Genomic DNA, 20,280 nt, shown 5'->3' on the forward strand with positions numbered 1-20,280 from the left:
GGCGCGCGCCAGGGCGGCGTCGATCAGCCCCTGACGATCCGCCGCCCGTCGATCGCCCGTCGATGGCCCACCAGGTAGCCGACCAGGACCTTGACCCCCGGCCTCGGCTCCCGCACCACGACGACCAAGGCGGCGATCGATGGATGGTCCGCCAGAGCCGCCTCGATCTCGCCGAGTTCGACGCGGTAGCCGCGCACCTTCACCTGGTGGTCGGCTCGGCCGAGCAAGACGAGCGTGCCGCCCGGGCCGCGGCGCACCAGGTCCCTGGTTCGGTAGACCCGCTCGCCGCCCACGCAGCGCGGCGTCACGAACGACGCCGCGGTGAGTTCCGGGCGACCCAGATAGCCGGGGGTGACCCCGTCCCCGCCCACGACAAGCTCGCCGATCTCGCCGTCGGCGACCGGTTCGAGCGCGTCGTTCAGCACGAACAGGTGGTTGTCGGCCGACGCGGTGCCGATCGGCACCCGGGTCTCGCCGGTGTGATCGGCAGGCCCGACCCGGTGGATCGCGCAGCTGATGGTGGCCTCCGTCGGGCCGTACCCGTTGTAGATCGCACAGTCCCGCGACAGCAGCCGCCGCGCGCCGGTGACCAGCGCGTCGGTCACCTCCTCGCCGCCGAGGTGGACGATCCGCAGCGAGGGCATCGGCGCGCCGACAGCGACAAGAGCCGCGAAGAACGACGGTGTGGTGAGCACGGCGGTGAGCCCGTGCCGGACGATCAGCGCCACGTAGCCTTCCGGCGTGGTGGCCGCCGGTTCGGCGGGGAAGTACAGCGTGCCCCCGGCGCAGACCGTGGACAGCAGCTCCTATACCCCGAAGTCCAACGCGTGGTTGAGGTTCTGCGCGACCGTCGTGCCGGGACCGAGCGGAAAATACCCGATGCTCCAGGCGAGCAGCGGCACCAGATCGCGGTGGTTGACCACCACCCCCTTCGGGGTGCCGGTCGAGCCGGAGGTGTAGATCACGTAGCAGCCCCGGTCGGGATCGCCCGCGGCGTCGCCGGGAGGCTCGACGGCCGAATCGTCCTCACTGCACAGTAGCGTGTGGACCGATGCGGTCCGCTCGGCGAGGCGTTCGGCCCGCTCCCGATGACGGGCTTCGGTGACCAGCACGGTCGTGCCGCAGTCGGACAGCATGAACACCAGGCGTTCGTCGGGCAGCGCCGGGTCCAGCGGGACGAACGCGTTGCCGGACCGGATGATGCCGAGCATCCCGACCAGCGCGCCGGGTCCCCGGTCGGCCAGCAGGGAGACGTGGTCAGGTCATCCGTCGTCCGATTGGTGATCATTGCAAGGCATCCTTGACCCGCGCGGCCAGCGTCGAGGCCACGCTGAGCAGTTCCCGGTAGGTGATGACCTTGTCGCCGCCGCCCGGCAGACCCGTGGTGACACAGGCGGGTGCGTCCGGTGTCCGGTCGCCCTGCGTGGCGATGAACGAATGCGCGGTCAGGTCGGTGGGGTAGCCGGTGGCGGCCCTGCCGCGTTCCGGCCGCCACCAGTGCTCGGCGATGTGGTCCGCTCCGGTCTCCATCGACCCGCCCCTACCGCATTTCCCGGACCGGCCGGGAGCTGAGCACGCCGACGGTCGTGGCCCCGAGAATCACCGCCGCGCCGATGAACATCAGATCGGGGCGGACGTCGGCGAGCGCCCCGCACAGCACCAGCGAGATCGGCGCGACCGCGTAGCCGAGCACCATGTCGAACGAGATCACCCGGCTGAGCATCGACTCGTCGACGTTGCGCTGAACCCAGCTAAGCGTGAACACGCCCTCGAAGCCGATGCCGAAGCCCATCGCCAGCACCGCCGCCACCGCCGTCACCGTGCCGGGCAGCAGGCCGAGCACGAGCATGCCGATGGCCAGCCAACTGGTCAGCGCGGCCACCATCAGGCCGACCCGCGGTCGGATCGAGACCGCGCCGCCCGCCAAGCCGCCGAGCATCGCGCCGCCCGCCAGCGCCCCGCTGAGGATGCCCAGCGTGGTCGCCCCGCCGTCCAGTTGGGTCTTCGCCAGGGTGGCGAACCCCACGGTGAACGCCCCGGCGTAGCAGAAGGTCACCGCCATGTCGGCAGCCACCATGCTGCGAATCCTCGGGTCGGCCACCGCGAAGCGAATCCCCGCCTTGATCCGGGTGAGCATCGACTCCAGTGGCCCTTGTTCGGCGGTGGGCGCGGCGGGCTCGCGCAGGGTGCGGACCCGCGACACGCACAGACCGCACAGCGCGAAGCAGACACCGTCGACCAGGAACGCGAAGTGCGCGTCGGAGAACGCCACCACCACGCCGCCGATCGCGGGGCCGAGCACCGCCGCCCCGCGGGAGCCGACGGACAGCAGCGCGTTGGCGGGCACCAGCATGTCCTTGTCCACCACGGTCGGCAGGATGGACATCCTGGCGGGCTGGAAGAACGCGTCCACCGCACCGAACAGCGCGGCGGCCACGCACAGCAGCACGATGTTGAGCAGTCCCGCGAAGCCCGCCACCGCCACCGCGGTCATCACCGCAGCCCGTGCCCAGCTCGACATGGTCATCAGGGCGCGGGCGGAGAACCGGTCGGACAGCGACCCGCCGACCATCGTCAGCAGCGCCCTGGGGATCGCCTGCAACGCGAGCACGATGCCGAGGGCGAGGGTGGACTGGGTGAGGCTGAGGGTGATCCAGGCGAACGCGATGTAGCTGAACCCGTCGCCGAGCAGGGACAGCACCTGGCCGAGCCAGAGCAGCCGAAACGATGGCAGCCGGGCCGAGGCGAACAGCCTACCGCCTGACGGAGATTCGGACAGTGTCGTGGTCATGGTCGTCTCCGCTCAGTACCGCACCGGCAGCGCGGTGAGGCTTCGGTTCAGCAGCGACGGCTGCCAGTCGTGGTCGTGGCCCGCCTCGGCCGCCCTGGTCAGGATGGTGGTCATCGGGAGGTCTCCTTCGCGATGGCGCCGAGCAGGGTCGCGAACACGCGGACCTGGGGCTCGGCGAGAACGGTGGAGTGGTCGCCCGGCGTCACGTGCACCGTCAGCCCGCCGAGCGCGAGCCCGTGCCAGTGCCGCAGGTAGGCGTCGTAGTCGACGTCCAGGCCGGGCATCGGTCCGCCCTCGGCCGCCTGCGCACTAACCACCAGGTGGACGTGCCCCCGGTACGGCCTCGGCTGGTAGCGGGCCAGCGCGCCGAGCAGCGAGTGCCACACCTCGATCGGCGCGTCCTCGACCAGTCCGGCCTCACTGCTGGACATACCGGCGTCGAGCAGCAGCCGGCGCAGGTGGGCCGAGGCGGCGTGGCGTTCCGGTGACGGTGGCAGGGCCCGCACCTGGTCCCGCAACCGCATCGCCTCGATCATGGCGGTTTCCACCGAGGCCAGGCGCCGCTGGGCGACCGGGTTGGGCATGTATGGCTCGATCAGCAGCAGCGGTGCCACCGGGTGGTCCGCGTCGAGTAGCTGACCGGCCATCTCCAGCGCGATGTTCGCGCCCATCGACCAGCCGAGCAGGGCGTGCGGGCCGGGCTCGCCGTGTCCGACGATCTCGGCGACGTAGTTGGCCGCAATCTCCGGCACCGTGTGCGGGTCGACCCCGCCGAGCAGGCCCCTGGCCTGGAAGGCACGGACCGGCACGCCCTCCGGCAGCGCCCGCGCCAGCGGCACGAACCACATGGCGCTGCCCCCGGCCGGGTGCACGCAGTACAGCGGCGTCCCACCGCCGTTCCGCAGCCGCACCTCGGAGCTGATCGACGCGTGGTCGGCCTGCTCGGCCGCGGCCGAGTCCAGGTGGGCGGCCAGTACGCTGATGGTGGGCCGCTCGACCAGGTCCCGCACCGACAGCGGGACCCCGAGCGCGTTGGCCTTCGCGGTGACCCGCACGGTGGACAGCGAGTTGCCGCCGATCCGGTAGTAGTCGTCGTGCACGCCGATGCCGTCCACGCCGAGCACCTCGCTCCACACCGTGGCGAGGATTCGCTCGGTCGGCGTGCTCGGCGGCGCGTAGTCGACACCGGAAGCGTCGTCGCGGTCGGCGGCGGGCCGGGACAGCGCACCGCGGTCGACCTTGCCGCTGCGGTTGACAGGCATCGCTTCCAGCACAACGAATCGGCTGGGCACCATGTACGCGGGCAGCCGAGACCGCAGCGCCTGCCGCACCTCCTCGATCACCGGGGGCGCGCCCCGCGGCACCAGGTAGCCGACCAGGGCGGGTTCGCCGGGCAGGTCGGTGCGCAGCAGCACCGCGGCCTGCCGCACCTGGGGAAGCTGCCCCAGCGCGTGCTCCACCTCGCCCAGCTCGATCCGGAACCCACGCAGCTTCACCTGCGAGTCCCGCCTGCCCAGCCATTCCACCGAGCCGTCGGTTCGCCTGCGGCCGAGGTCACCGGTGCGGCACAGCCGGGCGCCCGGTTCGCCGTGGGGGTCGGGCAGGTAGGTCGCGGCGGTCAGGCCGGGCCGGTTCAGGTAGCCGCGCCCGGTGGGCAGTCCGCCCAGGTAGATCTCGCCCGGCACACCGACCGGGACCGGCCCCATGTCCCGGTCCAACACGTGCACCGACGCGTTGCGGATCGGCACCCCGATCGGCGGGCGGCCACCGTCCGGCCGGTACTCGAAGTAGGTCGACCAGACCGACGCCTCGGTCAGCCCGTACAGGTTGTGGAAGGCACGGCCACGCGCCCATCTGTCGGCGATCTCGGCCGGGCATGCCTCACCCCCGGTCTGTACGAGGCGCAGGTCCGGGAACTCCTCGTCGGCCAGCACCGCGAGCGCGCTGGCGGGCAGGATCGCCGAGGTCACCCGGGTGGTGCGCAGCGTATGCGCCAGATCAGGGCCGGGGCGCAGCGCGTCCTGGTCGGCGGTGATCATGGTCGCGCCATTGGCCAGCGGCCAGACCAGCTCGAACACGGACGCGTCGAAGCAGGCGGACGCGAACTGCAACACCCGCTCGCCGGGCGTCGGCCGCATCAGGTCCCGCTGCGCCTCCAGCATGTTGACCATCCCCCGGTGCGGCACCGCGACACCCTTGGGCGTCCCGGTCGAGCCGGAGGTGTAGATCACGTACGCGGTGCCGTCCGCCCCGGCGGGGATCCCGGGCAGCTCCCGGTCGTGCACCGGAACCGGCTGGTCGAGTCGGACCGTCGGCCCGTCGAACGGCACGGTGCCGACCAGGCCGGACTGGGTGAGCAGCACCGCCATCCCGCTGTCCGCCGCCATGAACGCCAGCCGCTGCGCGGGCACCTGGGGGTCCATCGGGAGGTAGGAGCCACCGGCTTCGAGCACGCCGAGCACCGCCCTGGCGTGGTCCGGTCCCCGGTCCACGCAGACTCCGACGACCGTCTCCGGACCGACGCCGAGCGTGCGCAGATAGCCGCCCAACTCCCTGGCCGACTCGTGCAGCCGCGCATAGCTCAGTTCGGTGACCGCGCCCGCCGCGGTCAGGTGCGAGATGGCCACCGCGTCCGGGGTGCGCCGGGCGTGCTCGCCGACCCACTCGTGGAACATCAGGGCCGTGTTGGGCCGCACCGGACCCGGAGCCCATTCGGTGAGGTCGCGCTCGCGCGCAGGCCCGGTCAGCGCGGGTGCGGTGACGTGTCCGTGTGGATCGGCCACCATCGACTCGAGAACCGCGCACAGCACGTCGGCGAGCTGGGTCGCGGTGTCCGGTGCGATGTGGCCGGGGTCCACATCGATGGCGAAGCCGTCCACGCCCGCGTTGATGGCCAGCGGGAACATGGTCCTGGCGATCTCCAGCGAGTCGTCCCAGGTCTCCTTGGTGAGTCGGTGGAAGTTGACGTAGTTGAAGACGGCCTCGACCAGGTTGGGCTCACCCGGCCGCAGATCGGCGATGGTGGCCAGCGGCACCCTGCGGTGCGGCAGCATGTCCTGCTCCGCGGCGAACACGTCTCGGACCAGCTCGAGCCAGCTCGCCCCGGTGCGCGGTACCCCGAACGGCACCGTGTTGAGGAACAGCCCGCGCATCCGTTCCGCCCCGGCCTGTTCCGGCCTGCCGTTGGTGACCAGACCGACGGAGTGGCCGCCCGCCGTTCCAGCGGCCTCGCCGAACAGGCTCATGGTGTGGTAGAACGCGGCGAGCAGCACGGTCCGGCGGGGTACCCTGGCCAGCCTGGCCAGCTCGCCGATCCGCTCGGTCAGCTCCCCGAAGGAGCGGCGCACCTCGTGCAGCACCGGCTCACCGGGCAGCGGGTCACGCCGGGCGAACCGCACCGGGCGGAAGTCGCGCAGCGATTCCCGCCAGAACGCCAGCCCCTCCGCCGAGGTGATGGCGGCCAGTTCGAGGGCCACGTAGTCGGCGAAGCGCGGTGCGACGGGTAGCCGCGGCGCGCGGCCGAGCACCTTCGCGGCGCGGTGCAGTTCGAGCAGGTCGGCGACGAACGAGGTGAGACTCCAGCCGTCCAGCACCACGTGGCAGTCGGTGATGGTGAGGCGCAGGTCGATGTCGGTGAGCTGGTGCAGGTGGATGCGCACCAGCGGCGGCGCGGAGAGGTCGAACCGGCGGGTGAACTCCGCCGCCACATGGCGCCGCAGGGCGGCCCGCTGCTCGTCCGCGGAGCGCCCGCGCAGGTCGGAGTACCCGACCGGGAGCGCGGCGGCCCGGTGCACCACCTGCACCGGCTGGGAGTAGCCGACCATGTCGATCGAGGTGCGCAGGATGTCGTGCGCCCGGACGACGGCGCCCACCGCGGCCTGGAACGCGGCCAGGTCGAAGCCCTCCGGCACGGTGATCCTGAGCGCGGTGACGTTGTGGTAGGAGCCCCGCTCCGGGTCGGCCAGCAGCTCGTGCAGCATGCCCGCCTGGAGCCTGGTCACAGGGTAGGCGTCCTCGATACCGTCGGGCAGCAGCCTGGCATCCGCGGGGGTGAGCAGTGCGAACGGTTCGACCGGGGTCGGATCGTCGGCGTCCCCGCTCGCGGTGGCCACCGTGGCGAGGTCGCCCAGCGTCGCGGCCCGGAACAGGTCGGCGACACTGAGCCGCAACCCGGCCGCGCGGGCCAGCCCGATCACCTGCAGCGCGAGGATCGAGTCACCGCCGACGTCGAAGAAGTTGTCGGTGACACCGACCCGGTCGACCCTGAGCACCTCGGCCCACACACCTGCCAGCACCCGCTCGGTCTGGGTGGCCGGCTCGACATGCTCGGCCCGCTGGGCCGCACCCTGACTGTCGGCGGCGAGCAGAGCCTTGCGGTCCACCTTGCCGTTGCCGGTGATCGGCAGCGCGGCGTGCGCCACGAACAGCGCGGGCACCATGTACTGGGGCAGGAAGGCCCGCAGGCTTTCGCGCAGCGCGGCCGGGTCGAGGTCCGTGCCGTCCGCGGGCACCAGGTGGCCGACCAGGCGGACGGTGCCGTGCTCGTCGGGCTTGGCCACCACGGCCGCGTCGGCCACCCCGGGGCAGCCGCGCAGCGCGCTCTCGATCTCGCCGGGTTCGATCCGGTGGCCGCGGATCTTCACCTGGTGGTCGGCCCGGCCGTGGTAGCTGAGCTGTCCGTCCGGCAGCACCCGGACCAGGTCGCCGGTGCGGTACATCCGGCTGCCGGGCCTGCCGAAGGGGTCGGCCGGGAAGCGCTGCGCGGACAGATCCGGCCGGTTGCGGTAACCGCGGGCGACCCCGCCGCCGGAGACGTACAGCTCGCCGACGGTGCCCACCGGGACCATCCGCCGCCCGCGGTCCAGCACGTAGCCCCGCTGGCCCGCCAGCGGCCGACCGATCGGCGAGTACGCCCGCGCCGTGGTGTCCGCCGCGGTGATCTCCCGGAAGGTGACGTGCACGGTGGTCTCGGTGATGCCGTACATGTTGATCAGCGCGGGTCGCCTGCCGGTGAACCAGTCGGCGTAGTCGCGGGCGTCGAAGGCGTCTCCCCCCAAGATCACGTAGCGGAGCGCGAGGTCGCCGATGTCGGCGCGCTGCTGGGCGAGTTGGGCGCGCAGGCCCTTGAACGCGGCCGGGGTCTGGTTGAGCACGGTGACCCGCTCCTGGCGCAGCACCTGGTGCACGCGCTCGGGGTCGCGGGTCTGCTCCGCGGTCAGCACCACCACCCGGCCGCCGCTGGTCAGCGGACCCCACAGCTCCCAGACGGAGAAGTCGAAGGCGAAGGAGTGCGCCAGCGTCCACACGTCGTCGGGACCGAAGTCGAAGTGCCGGTCCGCGGCGTCCAGCAGCCAGCCGAGGTTGCCGTGGGTGACCTCGACGCCCTTGGGCCGCCCGGTCGACCCGGAGGTGTAGATCACGTACGCCAGGTCGTCGGGAGCCGGGCTTGCCCGTGGCTCGTCCGGCACCGGGCCCAGCGGGTCCGCCGGGTCCAGCGCGATCACCTCGACCGGTAGGCCGGCCAGCGCGTCGGCGCCGCCGGTGTCGGCCACCGCCAGGGCTACCCCGCCGTCGGTCACCATGAACCGTCGGCGCGCCTCCGGGTGGTTGGGGTCGATCGGCAGGTAGGCCGCGCCTGCCCGCCACACGCCGAGCACCGCGACGGCGAGGTCCACCGACCGGCCGAGGCAGATGCCGACCAGCGACTCGCGTCCCGCCCCGGCCGCCCGCAGTCGGGACGCCAGCGCGGACGCCCTGGCGTCCAGCTCGGCGTAGGTCAGCGTGCGGCCGCCGCCGGTCACCGCGACCGCCTGCGGTGCGCGCCGGAGCTGCTCGGCGAACCGTTGTATGGCCAGTGCGGGCGAGGCGGCGTGGTCGGCCACGGCGCCGGGACCGTCGGTGCTCAGCAGCCAGTGCCGCTCCGCGTCGGTGAGCAGCTCGATACCGCCGAGCCGGGTGTCCGGCGCCTGGTCGAAAGCGCGCAGTGCGGCGACGGTGTGCGCGGCCAGCGCGGCGATCGACCGCTCGGTGAAAAGGTCGGGTCGGTAGACGAAGGCGAGTCGGTCGGCGGACGCGTCCAGGGTGAGGTCGAACTTCGCGGTGGTCAGGTCGATCGGGAAGGAGGTGCCCGCCGCGTCGCCGAGTGCGAAACCCTCGGTGTCTGCCTCGGCGAAGGTGAACAGCACCTGGAACAGCGGGTTGCGGCTCAGGTCCCGGCGCGGCGCCAGTTCGTCCACCACCCGCTCGAACGGCACACCCTGGTGGGACAGCGCGCTGAGCACGACTTCCCTTGTCCTGGCAAGGAATTCCGCGCAGGTCGGGTCGTCGGTCAGCTCGGACCGCAGCACCAGGGTGTTGACGAAGAAGCCGACCAGGTTCTCGGTCTCCGTCCGGTCCCGGTTGGCGGAGATGGTGCCGATGGCGATGTCGTCCTGGCCGCTGTGCAGCGCCAGCGCGGCCTGGAACGCGGCCATCAGGGTCATGGACGGCGTGGTCCCGGCCCGTCGGCACACCCGGTCCAGCACCTCGGACAGCTCGCCCGCCAGTTCCACCCGGTGCGCCCGCGCCTGATAGGACCGGGTGTCCGGGCGCGGAAAGTCGGTGGGCAGTTCCAGCGGGGCGAGGCCCGCCAGTGCGCCACGCCAGTACGCCAGGTCGGCATGCGCGGCCGCGGAGTCCTCTTCCAGCCGCTGCCAGGCCGCGTAGTCGGTGTACTCGATCGGCATGGCGGGCAGCCGGGGCTGGTCGCCTGCGAGCCGGGCCCGGTACAACTCGCGCAGGTCGCGCACCAGGATGGCCAGCGACCAGCCGTCCGAGACGATGTGGTGCATGGCCAGCACCAACACGTGGTCCCGCTCGGCGACGCGGACCAGGGTGGCCCGGAACGACGGCTCGTCAGCGAGGGTGAACGGCCGGGTGGCCAGTTCCCGCACCAGTTCGCCAAGATCGCCTTCAGCCAGTTCGCTGTCGGTCAGGTCGCCGTCGGTGAGGTCGATCACGGCGAGGCCGGTGCCCACCGGCAGCACCCGCTGCACCGCGACGCCCGCCTCCGCCGGGAAGACCGTCCGCAGTTGGGCGTGCCGGTCGACCAGGTCGGCGACGGCGGCGCTCAGCGCGCCGGTGTCCACCTCGCCCACGATGCGCCACGCGGCGGGCATCAGGTACTCGGTGCTGCCGGGTTCGAGCTGGTCCAGGAAGTACAGCCGCTGCTGGGCGGCCGACAGCGGGGACCGGTCCGCCTTCGGGTCGAGCCGGGGGATACCCGCCGGGGCGGTGCCCGCGTCGGCCTTGCCGCGGAGCCGTTGTTCGAGTAACCGGCGGGCCGCCGGGGACATTCCGGTCGGGGCGGCGGATGGTTCGGGCGCGAAGGTGGTCATGGTCTCGTCCTTCCAGTACGCGATTCGGGTCAGATGTCCAGCGACAGGGACAGTTCGATCTCGTCGTCGCTCATCGCCGAGATCTGCTCGACGGTCTGCCGCCCCACCGCGGCCGCGAGCCGCTCCTCGGTGGGGTTCTGGAAGATGTCGCGGACGTCGATCGGGCAGTCGAACGCGGCCCGTGGCCGGGTCTCCACCGCCACCGCGCGCATGGAGTGGCCGCCGAGCACGAAGAAGTCGTCGTGCAGGCCGACCTGGCGACGCCGAGTACCTCGGCCTCGGTGTGCCCGGTGCAGCGGGACAGCAGCGACTGGTAGACGCCGAGCAGCACCATGTAGCGGGCCGCCCGGTTCGCCTCGGCCACCTGGTGCACCGCGGCCACCACGTCGGCGGGCAGGTTGAACCGGACAACGGCGCCGGAGCCGTCCCAGAACGCCGGTCGCGGCCGGTCAGTGGGCAGCGCCAGCGGGGTGAGCCCGGCCAGCCGGTCCCGCCAGTAGCCGAGCAGTCGGTCCATCCGCGGCTCGGTCAGCCGCTCCTGCTGCAACCGGGCGAAGTCCGCGTACCGCCGGGCGGGCGGCGGCACCGGCTCACCCCGGTAGCCAGCCGTCAGCTCGCGCAACAGCACATCCCATGACCAGCCGTCGACCGCGATGTGGTGCACCACGACGAGCAACAGGTGATCGCCATCGGCCAGGCGGACCAGCGTCATCCGCAACGGCGACACCGCGAGGTCGATGGGCCGGGCCAGCTCGCGCTCGAACGCCTCCGCCACATCCGCCGCCTCGGCGACCTCCAGCGTGGCGCCACCAGGCGCGGTCACCTCGGCGACCGGCTCTCCGCCGACCGCGCGGAACCGGGTGCGCAGCACGTCGTGCCGGTCCACGATCGCGGCCAGCGACGCGGACAGCACGGTGACATCGAGGGCGCCGCGGAGCCGCAGCGCCAGCGGCAGCAGGTAGTCCGCCGAGCCTGGCTTGAGCTGTTCGAGGAACCACAGCCGCCGCTGTGCGAACGATGTCACGGCCACTGTCGACCTCCGTGGTCTGCCGGGGTGCGCGGACTCGTTGGCACAACACTGGGGCCCGCGCCGCCGCGTCAGTAGGGAAGAAGGAGCACGACAGATGTGCGCGTTTGTCCCTACGGCCGGGCTGGTTCCGGCGGGCATCGTTCGTCCCGGCACACCAAAACCACGGACCACACCGGAGGACCGTCCGCGACGACGAGGACCAGTACTCGATCTGGCCCGCGACCATCGCCGTGCCGGGCGGCTGGCACCTCGAGGGCACCGAGGGGTCGCGGGCCGACCGCCTCGCGCACATCGACGAGATCTGGACCGACATGCGCCCGCGCAGCCTGCGCGAGCGGATGGCCGCCACGGGCTGAGCCCGCGTCCGACATCCACCCTGAAAAGGGGGTTCAGCCATGACCGACACGGTGCGACTGCCCGGGGGTGACTGGCGCCTGTGGCGACAGTTCTCCCTGCGGGGCGCGGGTTTCCCGGCCGCGGGCGTGCTGCGGATGGCCCCGGCGGGCGTTGGCCTGGCCGCCGACAAGTTCGGCGCGCGGCCGTCCGGCATCCCGATGTCCGGCCCCGAGTGGGCGGAGTTCGAGCGGTTCTTCGGCGAGGCCGCGGTGCGCACCGCGGTGGCCCTACAGGAGATCGCCGCGCTGCCCGCGTTCCGGGCCGCGGTCGGCTGGCAGAACCGGGCGATCCTGCGGTCCGGCATCGCGTCGTTCCTCGCCTGGACGCCGACCGTGGACAACCGGACCAGCATGCCGAGGTAGCGCGAGGAACTCGTCGCGCACCACTGGCAGCGGTTCTGCGTGAAGAACGACATCGGCTTCTTCGGCCCGGTCGGCTGGGGTGCCTGGAACCTGTCCCGGCGCGGCGTCACCGTCGAACCGGGCGACACCCTGATCGCCACCTCCGAGGTGTCCTTTTCCAGTTGGGCTATCGATATCCTCGCCGAGACCATCAGCGCTGACCCGGGGCTGCGTCGGTGGCTGGCGCCCCGACGGGTGTCCTTCGTCGGGATCGACGGCGGCGATGTCCGGCCGCCCGGCCGCCCGGCGCAGCCGGTGGAGCCCGCCCAGGCGCTGGTTCTCCCGCTGCGCGACGGCACCCGGCAGCCCGCCGTGATCGCCGCCGAGACCGGCCTGGCGCTGTCCGACGTGTTCGACACGCTGGCGGGCATGGCGCAGCGGCGCTGGCTGGTCTGGAAGCTCGACGTGCCGGTCGGCGCGCACCCGGACCACGAGCTGCGCGCCATCCTGGAGCGGGTCGGCGACGCGGGCGTCCGTGACCGGGCACTCGGCCCGCTGGCCGTGCTGGAAGCGGGCAAGGCCAGGGTCCGCGCCGCGGTCGGCGACGCCGCCGCCCTGGTCGACGCGCTGATCGCGCTGGAGGCGGACTTCGTCGAGCTGACCGAGTCCGCGGCGCAGCGGGCGAAGGGCGCCAGGACCTCGGCGAACCGGGCACTGGTGTACTCCGACTCGCGCCGCACCGCCTCCGCCACCATCGGATCGGCGATCCTGGACGAGCTGGCCCCACTGGCCATGTTCCTGACCGCGGCCCGCTGGATGACCAACCGGTTCGCGCGGGCCGCCAGGGAGCGGATCGGCACCGCCTATCGCGAGCTGGCCGCCGATCAGTCCACTGTGGACCTCGCATCGCTGTGGATGCGCTGCGTGCCGGTGCCGCACCCGCGGTCGACCGAGGACATCGACCGGATCACCGACGAACTGCGCCTGCGCTGGCAGCGGATCATCGACGCACCCGACGGCGCGCGCCGGGTCCGGCTGTCGGCCGCGGACATCGCGGACGCGGTGCGCGCGGCGTTCGACGAGCCCGGCGACGGCTGGAACATCGCACGCTACGTCAGCCCGGTGGTGTTCGTGGTGGCCGACGACGCCGCCGCGGTCGAGCGCGGCGACTTCGAGCTGGTGGTGGGCGAGCTGCACTTGGCGATGAACACCGTCCACGCATCGCTGTTCGTCCTGCAGCACCCGGACCCGGCCGAGTTGCTCGACGAGACCGACCGGGACTTCCCCGGCCGCCGGATGATGCCGATGCTGCCCAGGGAGCAGCTGCCCCGCTGGAACACCCGGAGCAGGCCCGCCCTGGTCCGGGCCCGGGACTACCTGGTCGGGATGGTCGACTACACCGCCGCTGATCAGCACCGCCCGCGCACCCTGCCCGCGGCCGATGTCGTGGTCGAGGACCGCGATGGAGTTTGGCAGTGGTCGTCCATCGCGTAACCGATGACTTCCTTCGTGCAGCAGTCGATGACCGTTGCGAGGTACAACCAGCCCTCTCCAGACGCGATATAGGTGATGTCACCGACGAGCTTCTCGCCGGGCGCATCCGCGGTGAAGTCACGGCCGACGAGGTCCGGCACCGGGCCGGCCGCAGCCTGCGTGAGGGTGAACCTCTTCGACCGTGGCAGGCAGGGCACCAGGCCCAGTTCGCGCATGAGGCGGCTGACCAACTCCACGCCCGCGGCTACGCCCCAGCGGTCCAGTTGGGCCTCAGCACCGGCTTCGGGGGCGGGGGCCTGGGGGTCGGTGATCTCCAGGACGTCGATCTCCCACCGTGCCAGCAGCCCGCGCTCGACGGCCTCCATCAGTTCCAGTTCGAACAGCACCGGCCCGTACAGCCGCTGATCGTCCATCGAGGCCACCAGCCGCCCCTCACCACCGGACACGGGCGGTGTCTCCCACAGCCGCGGTGTCGCTGTCATGAACAGCCGCCGCACCGCCGGCACCCGGCCCTGATCGAGCGCCGCCGCCCAGGATTTCCCCAGATCTCCCGACGTGCGGTGCGCCTCGTCCACCACCAGGAGGTCGAAGGCGGGCAGAGAAGGCCCGGTGAAGCCCTCACCGCGCACCGCCCGCTCCAGCACCCCCCGCCGGGCCCGTGCGCTCTCCTGCGGCCCGCCCACGCCCTCCTCGCCGTTCCCGGCGCCGTCCTGGCGGGCGCTCTGCGGCACTAGGGAGGCGTACGTCGCCAACACCACCACCGACCCAGCCCCGGCCACCCACCGCGCCAGCAGCCCCGGATCGGTGGTGCACCGCACTCCCAGGGCCTCCAGCAGCGGATCGTCCCCCAGCGAGCACACGGCGATCATTCGGCCCCGGTGCCCGGCACGCCGCCACGCCTCGGCCGTCTGCGCCAGCAGGTCCAGCGTCGGCACGAGCACCCCGCACCGGCCGCGCGGCACCAACCGGTGCGCGGCCACGGCCGCCGTGATGGTCTTCCCGGTCCCGGTCGCCATCACCACCGTCCCCCGCACATCCCCACCGGCCACATCGGAAAGCCCACGCACAACCGCCGCCACCGCCTCTTTCTGATGCGGACGGAGGTGGAACTCCCCCAGGGAAGGATCGCCGTTCTTCACCGCGTGATCTCCTTACAGCGCCTACTGAGGTTGAACTCGTGGAGTCGTAGGGGCTGACGGCTCCTCGCCGGTGCGGTATCACCGGGGTATGCGGTATCCACAAGGGGGCGGGCTGACCGCCGAACGGCAGCAGTTCCGCGAGGAGTTACGGCTGAAGGCCGCCGAGAGGTTCGCCCAGGGCGAGGCGAGCTCGGTGATCGCCAGGGACCTGCGGGTCAGCGTCCGCTCGGTGCAGCGGTGGCGGCGGACGTGGGATGAGGGTGGTCCGCGGGCTCTGCGGTCACAGGGTCCGGCATCGTTGCCGAGGCTGAGCGAGAAGCAGTTCGCCCAGTTGGAGGTGGAGCTGGCCAAGGGGCCGGCCGCTCACGGCTGGGAGGACCAGCGCTGGACCCTGAGCCGGGTGAAGACGGTGATCGGTCGACGCTTCCACCTGACCTACACGATCCAGGGCGTGCGCAAGCTCCTGGTGCGCAACGGCTGGTCCTGCCAGGTCCCGGCCCGCCGCGCCATCGAGCGGGACGACGAGGCGGTGGCCGGTTGGGCCCGGGAGGTGTGGCCCTGCGCGGAAGACTCGCGGCGGTGAGTGGAGCATGGCTCGTCTTCGAGGACGAAGCCGGATTCTCCATGACGCCGCCGCAGGCGAAGACCTGGTCACAGCGCGGCCGGACCCCGGTGGTGCGGGTCCGCGGCCGTTCCCGCAGGCGGATATCGATCGCCGCGCTGACCTGCTACAAACCCGGCCACCGGTCCCGGCTGATCTACCGGCCGCGCCGGGACGACGGCCGACGCGACGGACGTAAGAGCTTCTCCTGGCGCGACTACCGGGACCTGCTGATCGCCGCCCACCAGCAGCTCGGCGGCCCGATCGTCCTGGTCTGGGACAACCTCAACGTCCACAAGGCCGCCGGCCTGCGGGATTTCGCCGACTCCCGGGACTGGCTGACGATCTACTACCTGCCGCCCTACGCACCCGACCTCAACCCCGTCGAGGGGATCTGGTCCCTTCTGCGACGCGGCTGGCTCTCCAACGTCGCCTTCTCCACCCCCGAACACCTCGTCCAGCGCATCCGACACGGCCTACGCCACATCCAATACCGCAGCCACCTCATAGACGGCTGCCTCGCCGAGACCGGCCTGACCATCAGACCCACCTGAGCGACCCAGCGACATCACGAGTTCAACCTCAGTAACAGAATGCGCGCTTGGTGCCTGCGGTCACAGGTTTTCCGTCTCGCCGTGGGTGATGAACAGTGTCAGGGAGTGCTCCAGCAGCTTCAGGAACTGCCGCAGGTCATCGGCCACCTTGTCGAGCTCCGTTTCGTCCATCGACGCCGTCCGCGTCCGGTAGACCGCCCCATCAGAGGCCGCGACGTAGGCCAGGCCGCCGCCGTTCGAGCCGATGACCGGGCCATGGACCTTTCGGTCTGTGTCGGCATCGACGCTGCCGCCCTCCTGGAGCCGCTGCAGGACGTTCGTGGCTGGTTCGAGGAAGTAGCCATTGCCGACGTCCGCCCAGGTGACATCGCCGATGCTGTCGTAGAAGGTGACCAAGTCACCTGAGGCAGAGGTGACGTGGGCCAGCCTGTGAGCCGCGACTTGATCATCGTGGTTAGCCGGCCGTACCTCGTTGGTCCCAGCGGGGAAGCCGTGCCGATCCTCGAACTCGCCTGTCATGGCCGTGAGAGTCCTGGAGACTCTGTCTGTCCACGAGGCCAGCCAGGCGGGCGAAAGCGATCGGTCACTCATGAGGCCGGATCATGGCATGAGCCCGGGACATCCGATGCCTGACCAGCGGTCCCAGGATCAGCGCAATGCCCTGAGGTGCCGATGAGTGATTGAGACAGCAGGCGAGTTCGAGGAACGCCCCATGGATGTCGGCTCTGCGTTCCCAGCAGATGCCAGACGTCGGAAGCCGTGCAGCCAGCCGAGACTTCGCTCCACGCCCCAGCGGTAGGTGCCCAGCCCCGTGCCGTGCACGGTGCCTCGTCGGGTGATGGCTGGCACGATGCCGCGGGTGCGGACCTGGTCGCGGTAGACGTCATGGTCGTAGCCGCGGTCGACGAATTGGGCATCCGGCTTGCGGCGGGCCCCCGCCCCGACCGCAAACTGGCGGAGTCGCGTCGAGCACCGCCAGGCGCTCATCGACGCCGTGGCCGGCCTGGTGACCGCGCACCGCCGCGCCATGTGGGTGCGGGAGGACGCCCGCCTCACCGGCGCCGCCTCCGACACCTGGGCCGCCGCCCGCGCGGAGAGCCAAGCCGCCGCCCGCCCATCCGCCGGCGGCCCCGACCGTCGCCGCCGACAGCCACCGGTGCATCCCCTAGATTGACCTGATGGCCGAACCTGATGGACAGAACATGCGGGTGGGGCTGCCTGCGCACGCCATCGAGGTCGGCCCCGACCCTCTGGCCCGCCCGACACGGAACTCGGTGGGCGGCTGGCCCTTCCTCGACGAGGACCAGAAGTGGCCGGACTGTTTCTGCGGCGAGCGGATGGTTCTGTTCTTCCAGCTCGACATCCCCTCGGACCTCGAACCTTTCAGCGGAGACCACCTCCTGCTCTTCCACTGCCGCGCGCACAACGATGCCTCCGACCCCCAGATGACCGACGGCCGGCTCGTGCCTCGGTACTGGGACGCTCCGCAGCCGCCCTATCCACGTCCGTTCTGGCGGGTACTGCTCCAGCGTGAGGCGACCCTGCCAGCGGCGGAGCCCGAGCCCTCCCTGCGCGCCCTGCCGCTGACGTTGCGGCCCTTCACGGACGTCCCTGCCGAGGGGCTGGGAGCCCAGACGTTCAAGGTGGGCGGTGCACCATCCTGGGCGCAGTTCCCCGAGTACTACCAGTGCGCGTGCGGCACTGAGCTGGTGTACGTGTGCCAGGTGCCGGAGGACATGGAATTCGCCGTCCGCCCTGGTCAACCGGAGCAGCCCTACAGCGTCGGGGCCGACACCTACGGGCTCTTTCTCGGTAACGAGGTCTATCTGCTGGCGTGCCCAGCCCACTGTGACCCGGCCGCTGTCTGGCCCGTTAACCAGAACTGACCCAAGATTGGGCCCGGTGAAGCCCTCACCGCGCACTGCCCGCTCCAGCACTCCACGCCGGGTCCGTGCGCTCTCCTGCGGCCCGTCCACGCCCTCCTCGCCGTCCTCTGCGTTCTCGGTGCCGTCCTGGCGGGCGCTCTGCGGCACCAGGGAGGCGTACGTCGCCAGCACCACCACCGACTCCACCTCGCACGCCCACCGCGCCAGCAGCGCCAGATCGGTGGTGCACCGCACTCCCAGCGCGTCCAGCAGCGGATCATCTCCCAGCGAGCACACGGCGATCATCCGGCCCCGGTGTCCGGCGCGCCGCCAGGCCTCGGCCGTCTGGGTCAGCAGGTCGAGGGTCGGCACGAGCACTCCGCACCGGCTATGCGGTACCAACTGGTGAGCGGCGGTCGCGGCCGTGATGGTCTTCCCGGTGCCGGTCGCCATCACCATCGTCCCCCGCACATCGCCACCGGCCACGTCGGAGAGCCCTCGCAGAATGGCCGCCACCGCCTCCTTCTGATGCGGACGGAGGGCAAGTTCTCCTCGGGCATGAGCGCCATGGTCCACCACGTAATCTCCTTTACGAGCCGGCGTGAAGAGGGGCCGGTGCAGAGATGGCCCGTGTGCCGATTCTCAAGCTGGAGGCAGACCTGGACCGCGCGACCGAGGAAGCGCTGCCGCCGATGAGGCACCGCGTACGATGCGGCTGGCCCGTTCAGCGGGTGGCCGACGGGATGCTGGATGCGGATCTTGGCGCGCTGTCGAAGCGCAGCCACACGGTGTAGAGGGTCTTTGACCCTGCTGCTGGATGAGCCCCCGGCGGACGGCATCTCCTACCGGATGGTCCGTGCCTGCGCCGCGGTGCGGCGCAGGGAGGTCCGGTGGGAGGGCTGCCGGAGCCCGGAGGAGACGTACGCCCAGTAGCCCCACATAGCTGTGATGAAGCGGAAGTCGACCTCGGCGATGTCCCCACCGTGCTGGCCGGCTCCCGGCTCCTTGCTCCGGGGCGCAGCAGCGGCCAAGAGCCCGAGGGAACTCGCCAGGGGCGACGGGCGAAGGAGAGGTGAAAGCCCAAGCTTTCGATGCGTAGCTTAGAACGAGAGGAGCCCCGATGACCGTCGACCCAGGCGTCCGCACGGGGGTGGACAGCGATGCCTCGGTAATTGCGCGGTCCCGGGACGAGCCCGAGGCGTTCGCCGTGCTCTTCGACCGGCACGCGGACGCGGTACACCGATATCTGGCTCGCAGGCTCGGCGGGGAGCCGGCCGACGACCTCATGGCGGAGACCTTCACCACCGCTTTCCAGCAGCGCCACCGGTACGACCCCGCGCGGGCCACAGGCGACACCGCCCGGCCCTGGCTGTTCGGCATAGCGACCAACCTGGTCGGCCGGCACCGGCGGGCCGAGGCCCGCCGCTTCAAGGCCCTGGCCCGCATCCCGGCTCCCGCCGACCACGAGGAGCCGCTGGCCGACCGGGCTGCGGACCGCGTCGGGGCACAGGCCGTACGCCGCGACCTGGCAGCGGCACTGGCCGCACTACCCGCGCGGCACCGCGACGTGCTGCTGCTGGTGGCATGGGGCAGTCTCAGCTACGAGGAAGTGGCCCAGGCCCTCGGCGTCCCCATCGGCACCGTCAGATCACGGCTGCACCGGGCTCGCAGCAAACTACGCGAAGCGTTGGGCGGATCCGATCCGACGACACTGCGAGAGGCATCCGACCATGACTGACGAACTCGAACTCCTACGGGACTGGGACGCCGACGCGTCCCCGCTCACCGAACCGGCCCGGGCACACGCCCGCCACCGACTGCTCAACACGATCACCCGCACGAAGCAGCACCCTGACACCGGACCCAGCCGCCGACGCGCGCTGCGCCTTGCGACGGCCGGGGTGGTCGCCATGGCGGCCATGGGGACGGCGGTGCTGATCACCACCGAGGGCGAAGGTCCGAACTCCGCGGGCCCCCTCGCCCCGCAGATGCGCGAGGTCGCCGCTGTGACAGTGCTGGAAGGGGCGGCGGCGTACGCGAGCAGCCAGGAGACGCCCGTCGCGCCGCGCGGAGACCAGTTCATCTACTCCAAGCGAATCATCAAGGAGACGGACCGGAAGACCGGCGAGGTCCAGACCTTCGTGGACGTGAACTGGGATTCGGTGGACGGCTCCCAGCGCTCCCTGACCATGGAGCGCGGCAACGTGATCTGGGAGGAGCCCATGAAGGATGGCGGCTCCGTGTGGCCTCCCCGGGAGTGGAGCAAACTCAAGAAACTTCCGACCGACCCGGAGAAGCTCGTTCCGGCCATCATCTCCGCCACCGGCACGACCGACCAGTCGATCGACGACCTCTCCGGCTTCGACTGGTTCCGCGCCTACTTCCTGCTCGGCGAGCTCCTGAAGCAGCCGGCGCTGCCCCCGGGGTTGCGTCCCGCCGCTTACGAAGCACTGGCCCTGGTGCACGGTGTCAAGGCGATCCCGGGCGTGAAGGACGCTGCAGGGCGCACGGGAGTGGGGATCGCTTACACCGGAGAGGGCTCCCAAAAGGGCAGCTACCTAATCTTCGATGAAGAGTCCTACGAATTCCTGGGCTTCCGCAGTGAGGGGTCCACGGCTTCCGGCAGGACGTACATCCAGCTGTCGCACACGGTGGAGTGGGCGATCGTCGACCGCTTGAGACAGCGCCCCTAG

Annotated in this window: 15 protein-coding genes and 4 pseudogenes; 8 read left to right on the plus strand and 11 right to left on the minus strand. The window is 71.5% G+C overall.

The window, feature by feature from the left end; translation table 11 throughout:
• Positions 1-23 precede the first annotated feature (23 nt).
• The 6 genes and pseudogenes from V6D49_RS25875 to V6D49_RS25895 form a co-directional block, all read right to left on the minus strand.
• Positions 24-1,247 (minus strand): annotated as a pseudogene (locus V6D49_RS25875) (amino acid adenylation domain-containing protein).
• Positions 1,248-1,284: 37 nt separating this feature from the next.
• Positions 1,285-1,530, minus strand: a complete 246-nt coding sequence (locus V6D49_RS25880) for a hypothetical protein (protein ID WP_340563536.1) — start codon at positions 1,528-1,530, stop codon at positions 1,285-1,287.
• Positions 1,531-1,540: 10 nt separating this feature from the next.
• Complete coding sequence (locus V6D49_RS25885) at positions 1,541-2,791, minus strand: MFS transporter (protein WP_340563539.1); 1,251 nt, start codon at positions 2,789-2,791, stop codon at positions 1,541-1,543.
• Positions 2,792-2,901: 110 nt separating this feature from the next.
• Positions 2,902-10,167 carry an amino acid adenylation domain-containing protein gene (locus V6D49_RS25890; protein WP_340563541.1) on the minus strand — a complete coding sequence of 2,422 codons (7,266 nt, stop codon included), beginning with the start codon at positions 10,165-10,167 and terminating at the stop codon, positions 2,902-2,904.
• Positions 10,168-10,196: 29 nt separating this feature from the next.
• Positions 10,197-10,379: a hypothetical protein gene (locus V6D49_RS26285; protein ID WP_445330607.1), complete on the minus strand. Its 183-nt coding sequence runs from the start codon at positions 10,377-10,379 to the stop codon at positions 10,197-10,199.
• Between the two features lie 74 nt (positions 10,380-10,453).
• Positions 10,454-11,335: pseudogene (locus V6D49_RS25895) on the minus strand (condensation domain-containing protein); the annotation flags it as partial.
• On the opposite strand from V6D49_RS25895, the gene V6D49_RS25900 reads away from it, so the two are divergent.
• Genes V6D49_RS25900 through V6D49_RS25910 form a run of 3 tightly spaced genes read left to right on the plus strand, consistent with a single transcriptional unit; the run spans position 11,302 to position 13,428 of the window.
• Positions 11,302-11,553, plus strand: a complete 252-nt coding sequence (locus V6D49_RS25900; protein WP_340563546.1) for an MbtH family protein — start codon at positions 11,302-11,304, stop codon at positions 11,551-11,553. The pseudogene V6D49_RS25895 and the gene V6D49_RS25900 overlap by 34 nt on opposite strands.
• A 39-nt stretch (positions 11,554-11,592) precedes the next feature.
• Entirely contained in the window at positions 11,593-11,955 is a 363-nt protein-coding gene (locus V6D49_RS25905; protein ID WP_340563549.1) for a hypothetical protein, read from the plus strand.
• A 39-nt stretch (positions 11,956-11,994) separates the two neighbouring features.
• On the plus strand, positions 11,995-13,428 hold the full coding sequence (locus tag V6D49_RS25910) for a lantibiotic dehydratase (RefSeq protein WP_340563551.1): 1,434 nt from the start codon (positions 11,995-11,997) through the stop codon (positions 13,426-13,428).
• Here V6D49_RS25910 and V6D49_RS26290 read toward each other — a convergent pair.
• Positions 13,344-14,567 carry a DEAD/DEAH box helicase family protein gene (locus V6D49_RS26290; RefSeq protein ID WP_445330608.1) on the minus strand — a complete coding sequence of 408 codons (1,224 nt, stop codon included), beginning with the start codon at positions 14,565-14,567 and terminating at the stop codon, positions 13,344-13,346. The genes V6D49_RS25910 and V6D49_RS26290 overlap by 85 nt on opposite strands.
• Positions 14,568-14,655: 88 nt before the next feature.
• Between V6D49_RS26290 and V6D49_RS26295 the strand changes: the two genes are divergently transcribed.
• A protein-coding gene (locus V6D49_RS26295; RefSeq protein WP_445330511.1) for an IS630 family transposase occupies positions 14,656-15,722 on the plus strand; the annotation gives its coding sequence in 2 pieces (ribosomal slippage) (positions 14,656-15,099 and positions 15,102-15,722; 1,065 coding nt in all).
• Positions 15,723-15,782: 60 nt separating this feature from the next.
• Here V6D49_RS26295 and V6D49_RS25935 read toward each other — a convergent pair.
• Positions 15,783-16,241: an SMI1/KNR4 family protein gene (locus V6D49_RS25935; protein WP_340563554.1), complete on the minus strand. Its 459-nt coding sequence runs from the start codon at positions 16,239-16,241 to the stop codon at positions 15,783-15,785.
• Positions 16,242-16,370: 129 nt separating this feature from the next.
• A pseudogene (locus V6D49_RS25940) lies at positions 16,371-16,701 on the minus strand (transposase); the annotation flags it as partial.
• A 199-nt stretch (positions 16,702-16,900) separates the two neighbouring features.
• On the opposite strand from V6D49_RS25940, the gene V6D49_RS25945 reads away from it, so the two are divergent.
• Entirely contained in the window at positions 16,901-17,608 is a 708-nt protein-coding gene (locus tag V6D49_RS25945; RefSeq protein WP_340563557.1) for a hypothetical protein, read from the plus strand.
• A gap of 267 nt (positions 17,609-17,875) precedes the next feature.
• Here V6D49_RS25945 and V6D49_RS25950 read toward each other — a convergent pair.
• A pseudogene (locus V6D49_RS25950) lies at positions 17,876-18,166 on the minus strand (DEAD/DEAH box helicase family protein); the annotation flags it as partial.
• 53 nt (positions 18,167-18,219) lie between these two features.
• Here V6D49_RS25950 and V6D49_RS25955 point away from each other — a divergent pair.
• Positions 18,220-18,381: a hypothetical protein gene (locus V6D49_RS25955; protein WP_340563559.1), complete on the plus strand. Its 162-nt coding sequence runs from the start codon at positions 18,220-18,222 to the stop codon at positions 18,379-18,381.
• Between the two features lie 48 nt (positions 18,382-18,429).
• On the opposite strand, the gene V6D49_RS25960 is transcribed toward V6D49_RS25955, so the two are convergent.
• Complete coding sequence (locus V6D49_RS25960; RefSeq protein WP_340563562.1) at positions 18,430-18,618, minus strand: hypothetical protein; 189 nt, start codon at positions 18,616-18,618, stop codon at positions 18,430-18,432.
• An 89-nt stretch (positions 18,619-18,707) separates the two neighbouring features.
• On the opposite strand from V6D49_RS25960, the gene V6D49_RS25965 reads away from it, so the two are divergent.
• Positions 18,708-19,325, plus strand: a complete 618-nt coding sequence (locus V6D49_RS25965; protein WP_340563565.1) for an RNA polymerase sigma factor — start codon at positions 18,708-18,710, stop codon at positions 19,323-19,325.
• Positions 19,318-20,280, plus strand: coding sequence for a CU044_5270 family protein (locus V6D49_RS25970; RefSeq protein WP_340563568.1), 963 nt, complete (start codon positions 19,318-19,320; stop codon positions 20,278-20,280). The genes V6D49_RS25965 and V6D49_RS25970 overlap by 8 nt, the downstream gene beginning before the upstream one ends.

Origin of the sequence: Streptomyces sp. GSL17-111 (genome assembly GCF_037911585.1) — a bacterium.
Lineage (GTDB): Bacteria > Actinomycetota > Actinomycetes > Streptomycetales > Streptomycetaceae > Streptomyces.

What these genes read in the sequence shown, in the direction of transcription:
- V6D49_RS25880 (WP_340563536.1), bottom strand. Translation starts at nt 1,530, where the DNA reads ATGGAGACCGGAGCGGACCACATCGCCGAGCACTGGTGGCGGCCGGAA.
- V6D49_RS25885 (WP_340563539.1), bottom strand. Translation starts at nt 2,791, where the DNA reads ATGACCACGACACTGTCCGAATCTCCGTCAGGCGGTAGGCTGTTCGCC.
- V6D49_RS25890 (WP_340563541.1), bottom strand. Translation starts at nt 10,167, where the DNA reads ATGACCACCTTCGCGCCCGAACCATCCGCCGCCCCGACCGGAATGTCC.
- V6D49_RS26285 (WP_445330607.1), bottom strand. Translation starts at nt 10,379, where the DNA reads ATGCGCGCGGTGGCGGTGGAGACCCGGCCACGGGCCGCGTTCGACTGC.
- V6D49_RS25905 (WP_340563549.1), top strand. Translation starts at nt 11,593, where the DNA reads ATGACCGACACGGTGCGACTGCCCGGGGGTGACTGGCGCCTGTGGCGA.
- V6D49_RS25935 (WP_340563554.1), bottom strand. Translation starts at nt 16,241, where the DNA reads ATGACAGGCGAGTTCGAGGATCGGCACGGCTTCCCCGCTGGGACCAAC.
- V6D49_RS25945 (WP_340563557.1), top strand. Translation starts at nt 16,901, where the DNA reads ATGGCCGAACCTGATGGACAGAACATGCGGGTGGGGCTGCCTGCGCAC.
- V6D49_RS25965 (WP_340563565.1), top strand. Translation starts at nt 18,708, where the DNA reads ATGACCGTCGACCCAGGCGTCCGCACGGGGGTGGACAGCGATGCCTCG.
- V6D49_RS25970 (WP_340563568.1), top strand. Translation starts at nt 19,318, where the DNA reads ATGACTGACGAACTCGAACTCCTACGGGACTGGGACGCCGACGCGTCC.